General features: G+C 27.0%; 19 protein-coding genes. 13 read left to right on the top strand and 6 right to left on the bottom strand.

Features of this window, described 5'->3' with window-relative positions; all coding sequences use genetic code 11:
* Positions 1–95 precede the first annotated feature (95 nt).
* From BINT_RS01000 to BINT_RS00975, 6 genes are all read left to right on the top strand, one after another.
* The gene (locus tag BINT_RS01000; protein ID WP_014486693.1) at positions 96–1,220 is read left to right on the top strand and encodes an ABC transporter substrate-binding protein; all 1,125 of its coding nucleotides are present in this window, start codon (positions 96–98) and stop codon (positions 1,218–1,220) included.
* A 4-nt stretch (positions 1,221–1,224) separates the two neighbouring features.
* Positions 1,225–2,217 carry a FecCD family ABC transporter permease gene (locus tag BINT_RS00995; protein WP_014486692.1) on the top strand — a complete coding sequence of 331 codons (993 nt, stop codon included), beginning with the start codon at positions 1,225–1,227 and terminating at the stop codon, positions 2,215–2,217.
* Positions 2,218–2,239: 22 nt separating this feature from the next.
* Positions 2,240–2,974: an ATP-binding cassette domain-containing protein gene (locus BINT_RS00990; protein ID WP_014486691.1), complete on the top strand. Its 735-nt coding sequence runs from the start codon at positions 2,240–2,242 to the stop codon at positions 2,972–2,974.
* Between the two features lie 133 nt (positions 2,975–3,107).
* On the top strand, positions 3,108–3,779 hold the full coding sequence (scpB, locus tag BINT_RS00985; protein ID WP_014486690.1) for an SMC-Scp complex subunit ScpB: 672 nt from the start codon (positions 3,108–3,110) through the stop codon (positions 3,777–3,779).
* 652 nt (positions 3,780–4,431) lie between these two features.
* Positions 4,432–6,285: a tRNA uridine-5-carboxymethylaminomethyl(34) synthesis enzyme MnmG gene (mnmG, locus tag BINT_RS00980; protein ID WP_041177138.1), complete on the top strand. Its 1,854-nt coding sequence runs from the start codon at positions 4,432–4,434 to the stop codon at positions 6,283–6,285.
* Between the two features lie 98 nt (positions 6,286–6,383).
* A complete protein-coding gene (locus BINT_RS00975) occupies positions 6,384–7,718 on the top strand; it encodes a hypothetical protein (protein ID WP_041177137.1) in 1,335 nt (444 codons plus the stop codon).
* Between the two features lie 92 nt (positions 7,719–7,810).
* On the opposite strand, the gene BINT_RS00970 is transcribed toward BINT_RS00975, so the two are convergent.
* Entirely contained in the window at positions 7,811–8,335 is a 525-nt protein-coding gene (locus BINT_RS00970) for a hypothetical protein (protein ID WP_014486687.1), read from the bottom strand.
* A 379-nt stretch (positions 8,336–8,714) separates the two neighbouring features.
* Entirely contained in the window at positions 8,715–9,176 is a 462-nt protein-coding gene (locus tag BINT_RS00965) for a hypothetical protein (RefSeq protein ID WP_041177136.1), read from the bottom strand.
* 173 nt (positions 9,177–9,349) lie between these two features.
* Here BINT_RS00965 and BINT_RS00960 point away from each other — a divergent pair, with 173 nt between their 5' ends.
* Entirely contained in the window at positions 9,350–10,660 is a 1,311-nt protein-coding gene (locus BINT_RS00960; protein ID WP_014486685.1) for a hypothetical protein, read from the top strand.
* Between the two features lie 388 nt (positions 10,661–11,048).
* On the opposite strand, the gene BINT_RS00955 is transcribed toward BINT_RS00960, so the two are convergent.
* On the bottom strand, positions 11,049–11,507 hold the full coding sequence (locus tag BINT_RS00955) for a hypothetical protein (protein ID WP_014486684.1): 459 nt from the start codon (positions 11,505–11,507) through the stop codon (positions 11,049–11,051).
* Between the two features lie 188 nt (positions 11,508–11,695).
* On the opposite strand from BINT_RS00955, the gene BINT_RS00950 reads away from it, so the two are divergent.
* A complete protein-coding gene (locus BINT_RS00950; RefSeq protein ID WP_041177135.1) occupies positions 11,696–13,036 on the top strand; it encodes a hypothetical protein in 1,341 nt (446 codons plus the stop codon).
* 78 nt (positions 13,037–13,114) lie between these two features.
* On the opposite strand, the gene BINT_RS00945 is transcribed toward BINT_RS00950, so the two are convergent.
* On the bottom strand, positions 13,115–13,594 hold the full coding sequence (locus BINT_RS00945; RefSeq protein ID WP_041177134.1) for a hypothetical protein: 480 nt from the start codon (positions 13,592–13,594) through the stop codon (positions 13,115–13,117).
* Positions 13,595–13,779: 185 nt separating this feature from the next.
* On the opposite strand from BINT_RS00945, the gene BINT_RS00940 reads away from it, so the two are divergent.
* Positions 13,780–15,114, top strand: a complete 1,335-nt coding sequence (locus BINT_RS00940) for a hypothetical protein (protein ID WP_014486681.1) — start codon at positions 13,780–13,782, stop codon at positions 15,112–15,114.
* Between the two features lie 100 nt (positions 15,115–15,214).
* Here BINT_RS00940 and BINT_RS00935 read toward each other — a convergent pair whose 3' ends face one another.
* Positions 15,215–15,682 carry a hypothetical protein gene (locus BINT_RS00935; RefSeq protein ID WP_041177133.1) on the bottom strand — a complete coding sequence of 156 codons (468 nt, stop codon included), beginning with the start codon at positions 15,680–15,682 and terminating at the stop codon, positions 15,215–15,217.
* Between the two features lie 185 nt (positions 15,683–15,867).
* Here BINT_RS00935 and BINT_RS00930 point away from each other — a divergent pair, with 185 nt between their 5' ends.
* From BINT_RS00930 to tmk, 4 genes are all read left to right on the top strand, one after another.
* Positions 15,868–17,139, top strand: a complete 1,272-nt coding sequence (locus BINT_RS00930; RefSeq protein ID WP_041177132.1) for a hypothetical protein — start codon at positions 15,868–15,870, stop codon at positions 17,137–17,139.
* Between the two features lie 744 nt (positions 17,140–17,883).
* Entirely contained in the window at positions 17,884–18,681 is a 798-nt protein-coding gene (locus tag BINT_RS00925; protein WP_014486678.1) for a flavin reductase, read from the top strand.
* Positions 18,682–18,899: 218 nt separating this feature from the next.
* Positions 18,900–20,051 (top strand): phospho-N-acetylmuramoyl-pentapeptide-transferase, encoded by a 1,152-nt coding sequence (gene mraY, locus BINT_RS00920; protein WP_014486677.1) that lies wholly within the window; start codon positions 18,900–18,902, stop codon positions 20,049–20,051.
* Positions 20,052–20,411: 360 nt separating this feature from the next.
* Entirely contained in the window at positions 20,412–21,023 is a 612-nt protein-coding gene (gene tmk, locus BINT_RS00915) for a dTMP kinase (protein WP_014486676.1), read from the top strand.
* On the opposite strand, the gene BINT_RS00910 is transcribed toward tmk, so the two are convergent.
* Positions 20,992–21,408 (bottom strand): single-stranded DNA-binding protein, encoded by a 417-nt coding sequence (locus tag BINT_RS00910; protein WP_014486675.1) that lies wholly within the window; start codon positions 21,406–21,408, stop codon positions 20,992–20,994. The two genes, tmk and BINT_RS00910, sit on opposite strands and share 32 nt — an antisense overlap.
* Between the last annotated feature and the right edge of the window lie 72 nt (positions 21,409–21,480).

The following is a 21,480-nucleotide window of genomic DNA, read 5'->3' as shown; positions in this document are numbered from 1 at the left end:
AAATTGTTATCCTCTGGTAAGTTTACTTGACATAACCTTTGCCATAGGCAGCGAACAATTTTTATTAGCAATAATAAAAAATAGGAGCATAAAAAATGAAAAAATACTTATTGCTTATATTATTTACAGCTTTATCTTTTATTTCATGTAATAATACCAAAGATGCAAATAATAAAAATAATTCAGCAGATACTATAACTGTTACAGATGCTTTTGGAAGAAAAGTAACTTTAAAAAAAGACATAAAAAAAATAATATCAATAGATAGAGGCTTCATACCTCAAACTTTAAAAGCATTGGGAAAAGATGATTTATTAGCAGCTACAGGTGGAGTATATCCTCAGTCAGGACCATATAATACAGATAGATCCGATAACTTTTATATAGTAACAAATATATTATCAATTCCAAATGTAGGATGGGCAGGATACGGCAGTTATAATTTTGAAAAAATATTGGAGGTTTCTCCCGATGCTATTATAATAGTGCCTTATGGTTCTTTATCTGAAAACAGTTATCATCAGGAATTAATTAATAGAATAGAAAATGAATTTAAAATACCAGTGATAATATTGAATGATCATACTATAGCAACAAATTTAAACTCTTACTATGATAATATAAGAATAATATCAAAAGTTGTTAATGCTGAAGACAAATCAGAAGAACTTATAAAAAAACTTCAAGAATATGTTGATTTAGCTTCATCATTCAAAAAAGATAATGATACAGATAAAATGCTTTTCTTGGGACTTACAGATTCAGAAACAGGAGCAGGATATGTTCATGGAAAAGATTATGGCGGAGCAGCATATACAACATCAATATTAGGCATCAGCAATGCTTATGAAAAATCAGAAATGCCTATTCTCGGTGCTGAAGAAATATTGGAAATGAATCCTGACATCATAGCAATGATAGATTCTCCTCAATATTCAAAAGCTGTAGAAACATATACAAAAAATGCAGTATTTCAAAATATTAATGCAGTAAAAAATAATAGAGTATATAGTATGGGACAGATTTTATGGTGGTCAGATCCTAAATTATTACTTCCTGTACAGCTTCTTCTATTTAGCTATATATACTACATGCCTGACAATGTTAATATTAGAGAAGTATATGATAATTACATGTCAGACATATTCGGTATAGAAGAAACTGATAAACTTATTGTACTTCATAAATTAGAACCATTTTTTGAACAAATAAAGAATTAAAAATATGAAAAATAAATCATTAATAATATTATCATCTATACTAGTAATATTATTTATATTATCTATATTTATAGGTTCATGGGATATTTCGCCTTTAGAAATAATCAATATATTTTTTAATAAAACGGAAGATATTAATAAAGCAATAGCAATACTCAATGTAAGGCTTCCAAGAATACTTTTAGCGGTATCAAGCGGAGCCATACTTGGAGTATGCGGAGTTATATGCCAATCATGTTTTCAAAATCCATTGGTTGATCCTTATTTCTTAGGCATATCATCAGGTTCAGCATTCGGGGCTGCTTTCGCTATAGTATTCTCATTGCCTATATTTTTAATAGCACCATTATTTACTTTTATAGCCGTACTAATACCTATGTTTTTTTCATTCAGAAGTTCATCTGTATTAAAATTGCTTTTTATGGGTATAGTAATTAATTCAGTATTTTCTTCAGGGCTTTCTATATTAAAAGTGGCCGCAGAAATTGGTAAACTTAGAGAAATAACTTTTTGGCTTATGGGCAGTTTAGGAAATACTAATATAAGATACACATTAATATTATTAGCTGTATTTATAATAGCACTATTTTTCTTTTTAATGCAGTCATCAAAGATAGATGCTCTAACATTGGGAGAGCTTCATGCTTATGATAAGGTAAAGGATATTAGAGTTTTTAGGATTCAATTACTTTTTGTAGTTTCAATATTAATGTCTATGTCTGTACTTGCCACAGGAATAATAAGCTGGGTGGGATTGGGTGTACCTCATCTTTCAAGAATAATATGGAAAACTTCAGCTTCTTCAAAATTGCTAATCAATTCTGCATTCGGCGGTGCAATACTTTTATTATTATGTGATTTAGTTATAAGGTCTATAATAAAGATGCCTCTGTTCGGCGGAAGAATTGCCGGTGAACTTCCTATATCTGTTGCTACTTCATTATTCGGAGCAATATTTTTATTTGTATTTTTATTTAGAAGAAGTAAATATGATTAATAATTTATAAAGAGATTATTATATGATATATTGTAAAGATTTGATTTTAGAATATAAAAACAAAAAAGTTCTGCAATTAGATGAGCTTAGTATAAATGAAAATGGAATATATATACTTTTAGGAGCTAATGGAAGCGGAAAAAGTACATTTATAAAATCTCTCATAATGGACAGCAGTGTAAAAAGAAGCGGAATTATAAATGTCAATAATAAAACTCTTTCCAAAGAAGTAATATTTAATGATATAGCCTTTATGCCTCAGTTTTTAAATGTGAATTTTCCTTTTAGAGCAATTGAAGTAGTGATGATGGGACATAAAGAATATGGCATATTTTCAGATGAGAAAAAAATAAGGACTAAATCTTTGGAAGTGATGGAGTCTTTGAACATACTGCATTTACAAAATAGAAATGTTGAAAACTTATCCGGAGGCGAAAGAGCTTTAGTATTTTTAGCTAAGACATTATGCAAAAATACAAATATCATTCTTTTAGATGAGCCTGATAGTTCCTTAGATTTTCAAAACAAAGTAAAACTTTTTCATTATTTAGAAGCCAATAAAAAAAATAAAATTATTATACTATCTTCTCATGATATAGTATCAATTACAAAAACTGATTATATAATAAAATTTTCAAAAAACTCCAATTATAATCCTATACATAAAAAAGATATAAATAAAAATGAATTAAAAGATATATTCCCTGATGTAAATTATGATGAAATATTAAAAGACATATCTTCTATAATTAATTAAAAAATAAATTTATATTCCCATAAAAATATATACACAAAATTATGTCTAAACGATTGAAAAAAGTTTTTAATATGCTATAATCTGCTTATATTAAAAAATAAAAAGGAAGTTATTTTTTAGGGATATAAATATTATGGATGAAATGATTGAAACAAACGGTGCTCTTTTGGAGAATGAAATTTCAGAAAAGAATTCTGAAAATAATGCAGATACTCAGGCAGTAAATACTGAAAATAAAAACGCTTTAGAGATAGACGATTCTATACTTGCAAATGAAGAAGAGCTTGAAAAAATTATGGAAGCTATCATATATGTTGAGGGCAATGTTCCAATAAGCAGATTAAGAACTCTTTTCAAATGCGAAAATTCTGATATAAGAACTCATATAGAAAATATCAATAATAGATATAGAAATGCTAAAAGTGCTATAGAGATACTTGAAGTAGGAGATTCTATACTTATGACTATAATACCTTCTACATTTGGTACTTTATCGGCAATATATGACAAAAAGAGAAAGAAAAAAATATCAAAAGCTATGCTTCAAACTCTTTCTATAATAGCATATAAACAGCCTTTAACTAAAGCTGAAATTGATGATATAAGACAAAGCGACAGCGGTTATCATTTAAGAGCTTTAATGGAAGACGGCTTCATTGCTTGGAAAGGAAGAAAGGATTATTTAGACAAAAGACAAACTTACGGCACTACTGATAAGTTCTTAATGCATTTCGGTATAAATAGTTTAGATGATCTTCCAAAATTAAGAGAGCTTAAAGATTTGGAATTTAATAAAGATGAATAATTATTAGAATACAAATATAAAATAATTGAGAATAAAATATTAATAAATATTAGGCTTTACTTTATAAGGGTGAAGCCTTTATTTTTATAAAATTCATTCAACGCACGGTGAGCTGATTTTAATTTATTATTAACATTATAATTCAAAAGTATCTTATATTTAAAATATTATTTTGCGTGCGGTGAGAACACTATAAATTTAAAAAAACTTGGATGGGCAGCTATAAATTCTAAATAAGCAAAAAGAAAATATAAAACTATAATTACAGATAAAAGTTATTAACCTAAAGGGTGGGCAAATGTAATTAATTTTCTAAATTTTAATTACATACCCCGCCCTTTATGTTTTAAAGCTATATTTTGAATTTTAATATTAATTATATTTATTGCTAAATTAGAATTTATTAGAACCCACCCTAGATTTTATTAGATTTTAAATCTACTCAACGCACGGTTAACTGTTTTTTATTTATTATTATAATTGTAATTTAAATATTATTCATATTTAAAACTTTACTCTACGTGCGGTTATATAATTTCAATATTAAATAAAATTTTTAAACTAGTATTTAAAAATATTCCTTTGACAATAAAAAGTTTTTAATATATTATCTTTTTAATAAAAATTTAATTTTTAAATGAGAATATTATATATGAATAATAATAAATACGATGTTATAGTAGTAGGTGCAGGACATGCCGGAATAGAAGCAGCACTTTCATCTGCAAGACTAGGAATGAAAACTTTGATCATATCTATTAACTTGGATACTATAGGACAAATGTCATGCAACCCTTCTATAGGAGGAGTAGCCAAAGGTACAATAGTTAAAGAGATTGATGCACTAGGCGGCGAGATGGGAAAATTAATAGATAAAACCATGATGCAGTTTAGAATGCTTAACCGAAGTAAAGGCAAAGCTGTATGGGCACCAAGAGCTCAGGCAGATAAATACGCATATAAAGAAGAAGCTGCTAAAACATTGTATGCCGAGAATAATCTCACACTTCATCAGGATATAGTAACGGAAATAATTGTAGAAAATAATGTACTTAAAGGAATAAGAACAGAAAGAGGAAGAGAGTACGAATGCCAAGCAGTTATACTCACAACAGGAACATTTTTAAATGGACTTATTCATATAGGGAAGTATCAAAAACAAGCCGGAAGAATCGGAGAATTACCAGCAATAGGATTATCTGATAGTTTGAGAAGTTTAGGACTTGAGGTTGGAAGATTAAAAACAGGAACACCTGCAAGAGTAGATTATTATTCTATTAACTTTGATATATTGGAAATGCAAAAAGGCGATGATGAAATAACTCCATTCTCTTTTTTAGATGAAAAAATTGATATAGTTCAAGAGCCTTGCTATATAACTTATACAGACGCTAATATTCATAAAATAATTCAGGATAATATACATTTGTCCCCAATGTACAGCGGAGTTATAACAGGCATAGGTCCAAGATACTGCCCAAGCATAGAGGATAAGGTTGTAAGATTTGCAGACAAACCAAGACATCAATTACATTTAGAGAGAGAGAGCTACAGAACTAATGAAGTTTATATAAACGGATTTTCTTCAAGCTTACCGGAAGAAGTTCAAATAAAAATGATAAGATCATTGAAAGGACTTGAGGAAGTAAGAATATTAAAACCAGCCTATGCAGTAGAATATGATTATGTGAACCCTATAGAATTAAAACCTACACTTGAAACTAAAAAAATTGAGGGCTTATTTTTGGCAGGACAAATTAACGGCACAAGCGGATACGAAGAAGCTGCATGTCAGGGACTTATGGCAGGAATAAATGCAAGCTTAAAAATAAAAAAAGAAGCTCCATTCATATTAAAAAGAAGTGACGGATATATCGGAGTTTTAATTGATGATTTAACTACTAAAGGAACTAAAGAACCTCATAGAATGTTTACTTCACAGGCAGAACATAGAATGCTTTTAAGACAAGACAATGCCGATGAAAGATTAACAGAGCTTTCTTATAATATAGGGCTTGCAAGCAAAGAAAGACTTGAAAAGGTAAGAGATAAAAAACAGAAAACTCAAATACTTGTGGAATATTTAAATAAACGCACACTCACTCAAAAAGAAACAGAAGATTTAGGATTCACAAAAGAAGCTAAAGAGTACCGTACTATGAGTTTAGCTTCTATAATAAAGCGTCCGGAATGCGGTATTGATATGATTAAACATTTGATAGACGGCGATTATAATAAAAATGTTTTGGAGAATGCAGAAATCGCTATTAAGTATGAAGGCTATATTGCAAGATATTTAAATGAAATAAGAGATATAGAAAAATACGAAAATATGCTTATACCTGAAGATTTTGACTACTCTACTTTAAAAAGCGTAAAAATTGATGCTATTAATAAATTGAAACAGTATAAGCCTTATAATATATCACAGGCTTTGAGAATACCTGAAGTAGATAAATCAGTTGTGCATATTCTAATACTCGCACTTACTAATAAAAAGAAATAATTTATTATATTGTTATGATTCTTTTTTGAAAAATTCATATTGTTATTGCAGTCTTTATAATTTATCATTTATTAAAATAAAATTATTAAGGAATATCTATGAAAAAAACTTATATATTTTTATTCATTATCTTCATGTTCATTATTTCATGCGGTAATAAAATTACAGGGCCTTCAGAAAATATAGATGGTATAACATATTATGACCTTTCTCATGCAGAAACTAAAGAATACCCGTTTTTAAAATCTGATGTCATTACAGGTGCTTGGATAGATGCAAAAAGTACTTTCAATAAAGTAGCTGAATCACAAAATGCAATTATTTATTTAGAAAAAGGCTATAATAAAATGACAAGAGATACTATAATGTCTTTTGTCAAGCAATTTGAAGAATATTATAGTAAAGAAGTTGAAATATATGGAAATCCTTCAGATCTTGATCTAAACGGCAAAATAATATTTTTAATGGGTAATCTTAATACTAACCAAACAAAAGAAAAACCTGGTATTGGAGGATATTTTTATGGTTCTGATTTGACACGTGGGAAAGGCGGTGTAAAAGGAGAATATTTGCATGTAGATCCTAGTGTGGCTAATGAAGATTACATACTTGGAGTTATGATGCATGAATTACAGCATTTAATTAATTTCAATGTAAATTATTTTAATACTGGAAAAGAAATGGATGTTTGGCTTGATGAAGGTCTTGCAGAATCTACATCTCATATATTTTCTAAAGAGATTAGTGATTCAAGACTTAAATCACTTGATAAAGTTCCATATTATTCTTTCTACTCTTGGTACTTTAAATATCCAATAGATGGCAGTGATGCTAATATATTTGGAACACCTATGGATTTTGCAAGTTATGGCCCTGCATCAATGTTTATGAAATGGCTTGATATTAAAACAGGCGGAAATCAGGAAATATACAAAAAAATAGCACATTCTTCTCATATAAAAGACGGAGAACAAAGAGTTATACAATGTGCACAAGAATTAAATCCTAGTTTAGGCACTGATATGAATACTTTGCTTATTGATTGGATAAAAGGTATAAATAATGGTGAAGTTCCTGGACTTAGTATTAAGAATTTTGCATCTACATCAGACAATTATTATAATCTATTTTTAAAAAATGGAAAAACTCTTCTGCTTCCTAAAGCATTAATAATATGTACAGCTGAAGATGCTAATAAAATAAATGATACTAAAATTATAAAAGAAGATTTAAAAAACGGTAATTATATAGTATTAAATACCAGCCAAAATCAATATGCTGGATATTCTGCTGAAAGTGATATAGTATCTATTTCACTTACTAAAGCAGCAGTTCCAAATTCAAGATACAATAATATAACTGAATCAACTATATTCAAAGATAATTATTTTATTGACAGAGTAATTACAGAAAAAGATATTATAAAAAAGTAATTGAACATAATAATTTATTATAAATAAAAAACCTGCTTTATATATTTATAAAGCAGGTTATATTTTATAGTAATTAAATTAATTTTAACTAATTACTGAACAGGATTTTTAGTTAATTTTCCATCCTTAAATAAATAAAAATTATAATAATTATTATTGAGGTTCATTACAAGGTATGTTGCCACAGTACCTGCTCCGTCTGCATTAAAAGTAATTTCCATACCTGCTTCAGGAAAAATATCTTGTGGCAAATTAGGGTAATCATTTTTTAATTTTACAATATATTTATCACCTTCTTTTACTATATCTGTTTTTTGTATGATATCCCCTGCACTATCCTTAATGCTTCCATCGTCATTTATAATAATTTGATCATTTTTAACTGCTGTACCATCAAGTTGTGGGGCAAATTCTGCAATAATCTGATCAGCATTTTGAGGTGCCGGATTGCCAAACTCCACTTTCATTGTAGCATTAAGATACCAAGTGCCGGCATACTTTTCTCCTATATCTGTACCTGTAGGAGTTGGGTCTGTATTTGGATTTTTACATCCTATAGCAGAAAAAGATGCTAAAATAACAATAATAAAAAGTGTTGAAAATAGTTTTTTATTCATTTTTTTCTCCTGTATTAATATAAAAAATATTGTAAAATAAATTTATTGCTATTATCATTAATCTATAAGTATTTATCTCTAGAATCTTATTAATTAAATTACAATTTTTTATAATAAGATTAACATTAATTATATTTTTATCAATAAAAAAAAATTTTATTTTATTAAAATTTTTTAATAATTACAAACTTTATATTATAAAAAACCTCTCTAATTTATATAGAGATCAGATTAAACGTCCAATTTCATACATATTTTCCGCCTATATCTTGCTATATCAGAAAATGCTAAAATAACAATAATAAAAAGAAGTTTTTATTAATTTTTATATTTTTAAATATAAACATACTGTATAAATACCTGTAAAATCAATTAATATTTATTGCTGTTTTTGTAAAGTTCCTGATGTATTCATAAAAGTATCCCAAACTTCTTCACTGACTCCTGATTTCATATCAATTGTTCCAAAGCAATTCATAGTGTAATTATCAGTAATTTTTAATGTATTTACATACCTTAAAGCAACAATTTGATTACCTAAGGTTAAATTATCATATAAAATAAATTCAAAAGTATTATTGCCTTTAGAGATTATATCTTCTTTTGCTACAATATCTCCATCATAATTAATTGAACCGTCATCATTTATAATAATTGTTGCTAAAAAAAGAGGCTGTTCATTATATAATGTATCATAAATATCCCCTTTCCATGTTCCAGAATAACTTGTTATAGGCTGATCCTGAAAATATACATTAGGATTATTAACATTATTTTTACAGCTTAAAATAAAAAATAATGATGAAATAACCATAATTATTGACAGCAATTTCTTATTCATTTTATAACTCCAATTTTTTACTGAATCATAACTAGTTAATTATAACTTTATTAATAAATAAAATCAATTAAATTTTATTTTTATAATAAATCTGAAAACTTCATATTGTATATTAACATCAGATATTTTATCATTATTTTATAAAAATTAATAAAAAAATTAAAGGAATAAATATGAAGAATATTTATATATTTTTATTCGCTATTCTTATGTTTATTATTTCTTGTAATAAACCTACTACATCTCCTTCAGAACCAATATCAGAAATAATTAATGGTATAACTTATTATGACCCTGCTACTGCAGAAACTAAAGAATACCCTTTCTTTAGAATAGATAATGTAACAGGTCAAAATATATTTGTGAAAAATACATTTAAAAAACTAGCTGTATCTAAAAATGCAATTATTTATTTGGAGCAAGGAATTAATACTATAACAAAAGATAAGATTTTATCATTTATAACAAAATTTGAAGAATATTATCCTAGAGAAGTTGAAATATACGGACAGCCTTCAGATTTTGATGGAAATGGTAAAATAATATTTTTAATGGCTAATCTTAATACTAATACAGCAGGAGGAAGCTTTAGTACAGGAGGATATTTTAATCCGTTGGACTTATCTATAGGAAAAGGCGGTATAGCTGGAGAATATCTACATATAGATGTCGGTAATAATATAGATTATGGAATTGGCATTATGATGCATGAATTACAGCATTTAATTAACAAATATGTAAATGGTATTAAAAAAAATAAAGCAATGGATATTTGGCTTGATGAAGCACTTTCAGAATCTACATCTCATATGTTTGATAAGGAAATGGTTAATATGAGAGCTAAAGCATTTAATGACACTCCTTATTATTCTTTCTACTCTTGGTACTTTCAATATTCTAAAAATAATGATATATTTACAAAGCCTATGTATGCAGCAAGTTATGCCCCTGTATCAATGTTTATGAAATGGGTTGATGCTAAAACAGGAAATAATCAGGAAATATACAAAAAAATAGCATCTTCTAGCCTAACTGACAGTGAACAAATACTTCTAGATTCTGTAAAAACATTAGCTCCTAGTTTAGGCAATGATATGGATACTTTGCTTATTAATTGGATAAAAGGTATAAATAACGGCGATATTAAAGATATTTCCAATGCTCCTAATATATCAGATTTAGCATCAAGTAAATCTTATGAAGAATTCTTAATAAACGGACAAACTCAGCTGCTCCCTAAAGCATTAATAGTATGCAGTAAGCAAGATAGTGATAAGATAACTGATTCTAACATTAGAAAAGAAGATTTGGGAAATGGTAATTATATTGTATTAAATACTAGAAAAAATGCATCTGCAGGATTTACTTCTGCAAGCGATATAGTACCTATTTCACTTACTAGAACAGCTGTTAGAAATAATAATGTAAGTGAATTAACTATGTTCAAAAAGGATTATTTTACTGACATAGTAATTACAGAATAAAATAAATAATAATTAATTAAAAACATAAAATAATCAGGCTGTTATAAGTAATTATAATAGTCTGATTTTTTTATTATTGCTAGCTATAAACTTCTTATTATATATAAAAAATCTCGCTTTAAAACCTCTATCAGCTAAAGCTGATAGACGCTAGATTTTTTATTTTTTAATAGCTGACAACTAAAGTTATACGCTGCTCGTTTATCACTTTAAATATTATCAATTTTTTATATATCAAACTGCATAACTACATAAATTAATTAAACTTATTTTATCAAACAATATAAAGCTATTATAAAAATTTGGTAATCTACAATTTTTATTACAAATAAAAAACCTGCTCATATATTAAGAGTAGTTTTTTTTATATATACATCAAAATTATTAGTTACTTTTTTAATTCAGCTTTTTGTATTGCCATATTAATAGAGTTTCCATCCATTATAAATTGAATAACCATAGTTACTTTGACTGAATTATAACTAGTAAATTCCAGTTTATAATAAGCTTTAACAATTTGGCTTGATGGATACTCAGGAGGAACATCAGCAGTCGAAATATATAGATGGTAAGTATCAACTGTATCAGGTAAATGCTTAATTGAAGTAGGCACAATATTATTGATTACCATATCAGTATCGCTATTTATTTTAATAGTCATTCCAGTTTCTGACTGTACCCATTGATTCCTAAAAAGATCCAGCATATCAAAATTATCTGCAAACCAAGTTCCTCTATATTTTCCTATACCATAAATAGTACTAGGACTTGTAGCATTATTTTTACAGCCTGAAATAAAAATTAATAAAGAAATAATAAAAATAATATATTTCAATTTTTTATTCATTTTTTTCCTCTAATTTTAGTATTAAAGATACAATAACATCTATTATAAATTTATTCAATATTAATAAAAAATTAATTTTATTTTATAATATATTAGATAATTTCATATTGTAATAATAAGTAAAAAAAATTACTATTAAATAAATAATATTATTTTTTACTTAAATTAAAAATTACAAGGAATAACTTATGAAGAAAAGTTATATATTTCTATTCATTAATTTTATGTTTATTATTTCATGTGGCAATACAATTACACAGCCTTCAAATTCAGGAGAAGTCATAGGTGATATAACATATTATGACCCTAATAACACGATAATAAAAACATATCCTTATAATCTTTATGATGGCATAACTGGTACTTTTGTAGGTGCTGAAGGAGCATTTAAAAAGATAGCTGAATCAGCAAATGCGATTATTTATGTAGAAGAAAGTTATGTTGATAAAGGCATCACAAAAGAGGGTGTAATATCTTTTTTAAGAGAATTTGAAAAATACCTGCCTAGAGAAATAGAAATATATGGAGAAATTCCTGATTTTGACGGAAATGGAAAAGTAATATTTTTAATGGCTAACATTAATACAAATGAAGCTACAACAGCAATGGCAGGATATTTTTATCAGTCTGATTTAATCTTCGGTAAGGAAGGAGTACGCGGAGAATATTTACATGTTAATGTTCCTACTAATAATGACACAGTAGGTACTATGATGCATGAATTACAGCATTTAATTAACGCTTATAACAATCTAATGCAAGGCAAAGCAATGGATATATGGCTTAATGAAGCACTTTCAGAATCTACTTCTCTTATATTTTCAGAACCTCTAATTGGAGAAAGAGAGGATATTTTTAACACATCTACTTATTATTCTTTTTACACTTGGAAGTTATTATATACTGACAACACTCCTGAAGGAACAGTCTCAGTTGGAGGAGACGATAATATATTTATTAGTTACGCTTCTTCATTAATGTTTATGAAATGGATTGATTTAAAAACAGGCGGAAAGCAGGAAATTTATAAAGAAATAGCACATTCTGATCCTTCATTAACAGACGAAGAAAGACTTATGAGTGTTTTATCAAAATATAATCTTGGAAATGATATGAATGATGTTTTGCTTAATTGGATAGAAGGTATAAACAATGGAGATATTCCAGGCATAAAGCTATCCGCTATAGATCCAGATGATCAAAAATTTAATATAAATGGAAGCATACCTTTATTGCCTAGGTCAATAGTACTTTATAGCACTGCTGATAATCCTCAAATAACAAGCGGCGGTAAATTATTAACAAGACCATTAGGACAAACAGGACTTTCTGCAGTAATAAATACTTCTGTAAATCAAGAATCATATGAAGGAATTGCTGAGACAGCAGATGTTGAAAATCTTACTATAAAGAAAGCAGCTAACTTGAACTCTTCAATTAAATATCAAAGATTCAATTTACAAAACAGAGGATATTTCATAGATAAAGTAATTACTGAAGAAGATGAAAAAAATATCAAAAAACAATAAAATAAGATTGTAATGGTTTATAAACAAAATAACCTGCTCATATATAGGGCAGGTTATTTTGTATATACATCAAAATTATTAATTACTTCTTAAGTCAGCTTTTTGTATTACTAAATTAAAAGGGTTTAATCCTGCTCTACATTGAAGAATCATATATATTTTGAGTGAATTATGACTAGTAAATTCCAGTTTATAATAAGCTCCATTAACTTGTCCACCTTCCGCAGTAATCTTTGATAAATACTGAGGAGGAACATCATCAGTCGAAATATATAAATAATAACTATCAACTGTATCAGGTAAATGCCTAATTGAAATAGGAACAATATTATCAATTACTGTATCCGTATCGCTATTTATTTTAATAGTCATTCCATTTCCTGACTGTAAAAATTGATCATTCGAAAGATCCAGCATATAAACATTATCGGCAACCCAAGTTCCTCTATATTTTCCTAATTCTTCAAAAGTGCTGGGATTTGTAGCATTGTTTTTACATCCTAAAATAAAAATTAATACAGAAATAATAAAAATAATATATTTTACTTTTTTATTCATTTTTACCTCTAATAATTTTATTATAAAAAATACAATAACATCTATTCTAAATTTATTCAATATTAATAAAAAATTAATTTTATAAGATATTAGATAATTTCATATTGTAATAATATGTAAAAAAAATTACTATTAAGCAAATAATATTATTATTTACTTAAATCAAAAATTATAAGGAATAACTTATGAAGAAAAGTCATATATTTTTATTCATTATTTTTATGTTTATTATTTCATGCGGTAATAAAGTTACAGCACCTTCTGTAAGTGATATAACATATTATGATCCTAATAATACGATAATAAAAACATATACTTATAGTATAAAGGATAACAAAGATCAAAGTATGATAGCTAAAGAAGGAGCATTTAAAAAGATAGCTGAATCAGCAAATGCAATTATCTATGTAGAAGAAAGTCAGATTGATAAAGGCATCACAAAAGCTGGTGTAATATCTTTTTTAAGAAAATTTGAAAATTACCTGCCTAGAGAAATAGAAATATATGGAGAAATTCCTGATATTGACGGAAATGGAAAAGTAATATTTTTAATGGCTGATATTAATACAAATGTAACTACAACAGGACTGGGAGGATATTTTCAGCCATCTGATTTAATTAATGGTAAGAACGGAGAACCTGGAGAATATTTACATGTTAATCTTCCTGTTTCTGATATAACATTGGGTATTATGATGCATGAATTACAGCATTTAATTAACGCTTATAACAATCTAATGCAAGGCAAATCAATGGATATATGGCTTAATGAAGCACTTTCAGAATCTACTTCTCTTATATTTTCAGAACCTATTGCTAAAGAAAGAGAATATATTTTTAACACATCTACTTATTATTCTTTTTACACTTGGAATTTAGTATATACTGACGGTACTCCTCAAGGAACAGTCCCAGTTGGAGGATATGGAAATATATTGATGAGTTACGGTTCTTCATCAATATTTATGAAATGGCTTGATAGTAAAACAGGCGGAAAGCAGGAAATTTATAAAGAAATAGCACATTCTCCTTCTGCACCAACAAGCGAACAAAGACTTATGAATGTTTTATCAAAACATGGTTTTGCAAATGATATGGATACTGTATTGCTTGATTGGATAGCAGATATAAACAATGGAGTTGTTCCAGGACTAAAGCTATCTGCTATAGATCCAACTGATCCAAAATTTAATATAAATGGAAAAATACCATTATTGCCTAAGTCATTAGTAGTTTATAGTACTGCTGATAATCCTCAAATAACAACCAGCGGTAGATTAGAAACAAGACCATTAGGAAAAACTGGACTTTCTGTTGTAATAAATAATTCTGAAAATCAAGGACAAAATTTGGCAGCAGCAGTAATTGCTGATAAAGCAAATGTTGAAGAGCTTACTATAAAGAAAGCAGCTAATTTGAACTCTTCAATTAAATATCAAAGATTCAATTTACAAGATAGAGAATATTTCATAGATAAAGTAATTACTGAGGAAGATGAAAAAAATATCAAAAAACAATAAAATAAGATTGTAATTGTCAGACTGATTTTACAATTTTTATAATAATAAAAAACCTGCTCATATATAGAGCAGGTTTTTTTACATATAATAAAATATTAACTTATTTTTTTAATGAACATCTTATCAAGCTAAAAATGGAAGAATTAATATTATCCGTAGTTTTTATAATCATAACCATTGTAGCTGAATTGTAACTATTGAATGCCATTCTATAATAAACTTCAGAAACTGTACCAGTTATTTCAGGGGGCGGTAATAGCGGTGCTTTGTCGACTGAAACATATAAATCAAAAGTATCAATAGTATCTTTTAAATATTTAACGGAATCAACAGGAACATTCATAATTAATACATCAGTATCATTATTTATTTCAATAGATATTGGATATTCTTTCTCAATCCATTTATCAGTATTAAAATCAATAGCCTCACACTTGTCTGCAACCCAAGTTCCTCTATATTTTCCTATTTCTTCAAAAGTGCTGGGATTTGTAGCATTGTTTTTACATCCTGAAATAAAAATTAATACAGAAATAATAAAAATAATATATTTTACTTTTTTATTCATTTTTACCTCTAATAATTTTATTATAAAAAATACAATAACATCTATTCTAAATTTATTCAATATTAATAAAAAATTAATTTTATAAGATATTAGATAATTTCATATTGTAATAATAAGTAAAAAAATTTACTATTAAGCAAATAATATTATTATTTGCTTAAATCAAAAATTATAAGGAATAACTTATGAAGAAAAGTTACATATTTTTATTCATTATCTTTATGTTTATTGCTTCATGCGGTAATAAAGTTACAGCACCTTCTGTAAGTGATATAACATATTATGAACCTAATAACGCCATAAGAAAAACATATTATTATAAAATAAATGACGGCAAAACAGATGCTATGATTGCTGTTGAAGGGACATTTAAAAAGCTAGCTGAATCAGCAAATGCAATTATTTATGTAGAAGAAAGTCAGATTGATAAAGGCATCACAAAAGGAGATATATTATCTTTTTTAAGAGAGTTTGAAAATTACATACCTAAAGAAATAGAAATATATGGAGAAATTCCTGATTTTGACGGAAATGGAAAAGTAATATTTTTAATGGCTAACCTTAATACAAATATAACCACATCAATAACAGGAGGATATTTTAGTGCCAATGATTTAATATACGGTAAGTCTGGAGTACCTGGAGAATATTTACATATTAATGTTCCTACCAGTGAAAGTACAATAGGACTTATGATGCATGAATTACAGCATTTAATTAACTATTATAACAATGCAATGCTCAAAAATAAAGCAATGGATATATGGCTTAATGAATCACTTTCAGAATCTACATCTCATCTATTTTCATCAACTCTTACTGATTCGAGAATAAATTTTTTCATAAATAATCCTTATTATTCTTTTTACTCTTGGTATTTTATGTACACTGATTGGAGTTTTGTATTTACTCCTGGTCATGTATTACTTAGTTATGCTTCTTCATCAATGTTTATGAAATGGCTTGATGCTAGAACAGGCGGAAACTTTAATATTTATAAAGAAATAGCACATTCTGATCCTTCATTAACAAGTGAACAAAGGCTTCTAAATATTACATCAAAATATGGTCTTGGAAATGATATGGATACTGTTTTGCTTAATTGGATAGAAGGAGTCAGTAAAAATGAAGTTCAAGGACTAAATATAGCTCCTATAGATCCAACTGATAAAAACTTTAATCAAAATGGAAGCATACCTTTATTGCCTAAGTCATTAGTAGTTTATAGCACTGCTAATAATAATATAAGCGGTAATAAATTATTAACAAGACAATTAGGACAAACAGGACTTTCTGTTGTGATAAATAATTCTGTAAATACAACAGCAGGACTTGCTAACAAAGAAGATGTTGTAAATCTTACTATAAAGAAAGCAGATAACTTGAACTCTTCAATTAAATATCAAAGAGCTAATTTAACAGACGAATTATTTTATATAGATAAAGTAATTGATTAATAAGATATATAGATAATAAAAAATAAAATCAGATTGTTATTATAAATGGCAGTCTGATTTTTTTTTCATTATTGCTAGCTATAAATGAGCTCAAAAATAGCTGACAACTAAAGTTATCAGCTGCTCATTTATAGCTTTAAAATTGCTAGCTATAAATGAGCTCAAAAATAGCTGACAACTAAAGTTATCAGCTGCTCATTTATAGCTTTAAAATTGCTAGCTATAAACTTCTTATTATATATAAAAAATATCGCTTTAAAAACTCTATCAGCTAAAGCTGATAGACGCTCGATTTTTTATTTTTGCTTATATATAAAAAATCTCGCTTTAAAAACTCTATCAGATAAAGCTGATAGACGCTCGATTTTTTATTTTTTAATAACTGACAACTAAAGTTATCAGCTGCTTATTTATAGCTTTAAAATTACTAGCTATAAACTTCTTATTATATATAAAAAATCTCGCTTTAAAAACTCTATCAGATAAAGCTGATAGACGCTCGATTTTTTATTTTTTAATAACTGACAACTAAAGTTATCAGCTGCTTATTTATAGCTTTAAAATTGCTAGCTATAAACTTCTTATTATATATAAAAAATATCGCTTTAAAAACTCTATCAGATAAAGCTGATAGATGCTCGATTTAAAATCTTCTCAATTTTTTGTTTAAAAATTATTATTTAGTATTGATTTTTTATAAAATAACTATATAATTAGTAATTATTATCAATAAGGACAGGGTATATGAACGATTTTGCTTTAACTAAACTTTCTTATGGAATGTATATTTTAACAACTATGGATAATGATAAACCTGTAGGCTGTACTATAAATACTTCTACTCAAATAACAGCTACACCTACAACTATTATGATTAGTGTTAATAGAAACAATTATACTAATGAATGTATAAAGAAACATGGTAAATTTGCTTTATCTATACTTTCAGAAAAAAGCGATTCTACATTAATAGGAGGGTTTGGATTTAGAAGTTCAAGAGATAATAATAAATTTGAAAATGTTGCTTATGAAATGAAAGAAGGTTTACCTGTAATTAAAGCAGCAAATGCATATTTAGTATGTAAAGTAGTAAACAGTTTTGAAGTATATACTCATACTATATTTATAGGAGAGCTTCTAGATGCTGATATATTTGATAATCAAACAGCATCTATGACTTATGCTTATTATCATAATGTTGTTAAAGGCACAACACCTCCTAATGCTTCAACTGCTAATGCTTATAAGAAAGAAGATAGCAATAGCAATAAAGCTGTTTATAAATGTAAAACTTGCGGATTTGAATATAAAGGCGATACACCTTTTGAAGATTTACCAGAAGATTGGGTATGCCCTATATGCGGTGAACCTAAAAAGAATTTCGTAAAAGTAGAGCCTAATAAAAATAAATCATCTGCAGTTTATAAATGCAGAACTTGTAATCATATATATAACGGCGATATACCTTTCGAGGATTTACCAAGCGATTGGAAATGTCCTATATGCGGTGAGCCTAAAAGTAACTTTGAAAAAATCTCATAATAATAAATCAAACTAATTTTTACCCCAATTTTACGGCAGTGTATAGAAATATGCACTGCCTTATATTTGCATAAAATCATTCAATTATAATTTTTATTATAATTTTAAAAAAATAATTAATTAACATAATATTTTTAATTGACAAAACAATATATATATAATAGTATATTTACAATAAACATTTAACTTTTTCAATTATATAAAGGTTGTAAATAATTATGTTGTATCAAATTTTTTATCCATTAAGAGAATCATTTTTTGGTTTTAACCTATTTAGATATATTACATTCAGAACTGCAGGTGCTGTAGCTACTGCATTGATATTAGTACTTTTATTTGCTCCTAATATCATAGAGAAATTAAGAAAATTAAATTTTGGACAAGTAGTAAGAGATGACGGTCCTGAAACACATTTAGTAAAAACAGGTACACCTACTATGGGAGGTATATTTATAGTAGGAAGCATATTGATTAGTGTGCTGTTATGGGCTGAATTAGATAATTTAAAAATAATACTTCTAACTGTATCATTAGTAATACTTTCAATAGCTGGTTTCTTAGATGATTTCCTAAAAATAAAATATAAAAATTCAAAAGGACTTCCGGGAAAATATAAAATATTTTTTCAAACTTTTGTAGGAATAATAATAGGTGTTTACTTATACTATTTTGATAAATCAACATTTTTAATGACATTTGAACTCAATCAAGGTATAGGAGTATTGGAAGCTGTAAAAGTGGCTCAAGTTCCTTCTTCTACTATATTTTTACCATTTGCAAGTACAATATATATAGACTTAAAAATTTTGTATATACCATTTGCTACATTTGTTGTAGTGAGTATGAGTAATGCTGTAAATTTAACTGACGGACTTGACGGACTTGCTATAGGTCTATTAATAATAATGTCTATGGCTTTGGCTGTTCTCTCTTATGTATCAGGAAACTCATTAATAGCAACTTATTTAAAAATACCTTTCATATCAGATGCAGGAGAGGTTACAGTTTTTGTAGGCGCTTTAATAGGTGCAGGTTTAGGATTCTTATGGTTTAATGCTCACCCTGCTCAGGTATTTATGGGGGACGTTGGAAGTTTATCTTTAGGCGGAGTTTTGGGTATTATAGCCTTATTTATAAAACATGAATTGCTTCTTGTTATAATAGGTGCCGTTTATGTGGCAGAAGCTTTAAGTGTAGTTTTACAAGTATTTTCTTATAAATTCTTTAATAAAAAACGTATATTCAAAATGGCCCCTTTGCATCACCATTTTGAGAAATCGGGCTGGAAAGAAACTCAGGTGGTATTTAGATTCTATATTATAGGAATAATAATGGCTCTTATTGGTATAGCTACGCTTAAAATAAGATAATTAAATATAATTAAAATATAGACTATAAATTGGTCAATTTGTTGACTAATTTATTGGAGATTAGTATAATAATAAAAAATTGTAGATATATGTAAAATTGATTTGTCATCATTGTAAGCGAACAATTTTTTAGCAATAATAAAATAAAAATTATTCTAAACTAGGATAAATATTTTAAATAACAAATAAATATTTTTTATCAATAACATAAAAATTTTGACCGTTTTTCAAATTAACCGAAATCGGACAAACATTTTTCAAAATGATATAACAATTTTTATTAAATAATTTGATTTATTTTTAATAATTGTTATATTTATAATACGGGTAGGGTGTAAATATAATTTAGGAAAAAATAATATGAAAGGAAAATTAATAGTATTAGAAGGTATTGACGGTTCAGGAAAATCAAGCATTGGCATGATGCTCACTGATGCTTTGAATAGTCTTGGAATAAAATCTATATATACTTTTGAACCAACTCATGCTTATTATGGTTCTAAATTGAGAGAAAGTATGCTTTCCAAAGATTTAAAACCTGAAGAGGAGTTATCCTTATTTATAGCCGACAGAAAAGAGCATATAAAACATATGATAAAACCTGCCATTAATGACGGATATGTAATAGTATTGGACAGATATATGTATTCATCTATAGCATATCAAGGTGCTAAAGGAATTGATAAAGAATATATATACAATCTACATAAAGATTTTATATTAGAGCCTGATCTAGTATTCATACTCCATCTTAATATAGAAACTGCTTTAAACAGAATCATGGAAAAAAGGGGATTCGTTGATAGATTTGAAAATAAGCATTATTTAGAAGAAGTTGATAAAGTATTCTACTCCTTTAATGCTTCATATATACATCATATAGATGCTTCAAAAACTCAAGAATCAATTAAAGATGAAATTTTAAATACTATAAAAGAATCTAAAATACTTCCTCTAGATTCTCTTCAATAAAATCTGATACTATTTGATTATTGGCAGTTTTTGTATAAGAAGTATTTCCTATAGATTTCTTATCCAAATTTTTTATATCTAATGCTAGTATATAAATAGCACTTTTTTTAGTACCGTCTTTTGCTGTATAAATATTTTGTCTTAATTCTCCGCTTACAAGTACATGTCTTCCTTTAAATAAAGTAACTGCTGCCCTATCCGCATTATATCCCCAAGTAACTAAATCAAAGAAATATACTTCCTTTTGCAAAGTTCCGTTTGTATAATAGAATCTGTTATTAGCTATAGAAAATTTGCATAGAGATTTTCCATTTTTAGTTTTCATATAAGTTGGATCTTTTGTTAATCTTCCTTCAATTACTATAATATTAGCATTTCCTGACATATTAAAACTCCTATTAATTTATTGTCTTTATGCTAATAGTTAAACAAATTTTTTTATCAATTTAAGCCTAAA

The organism is Brachyspira intermedia PWS/A (assembly GCF_000223215.1).
Lineage (GTDB): Bacteria > Spirochaetota > Brachyspiria > Brachyspirales > Brachyspiraceae > Brachyspira > Brachyspira intermedia.
The sequence above is the reverse complement of the archived record's forward strand: the minus strand, read 5'-3'. Positions and strand labels throughout refer to the sequence as shown.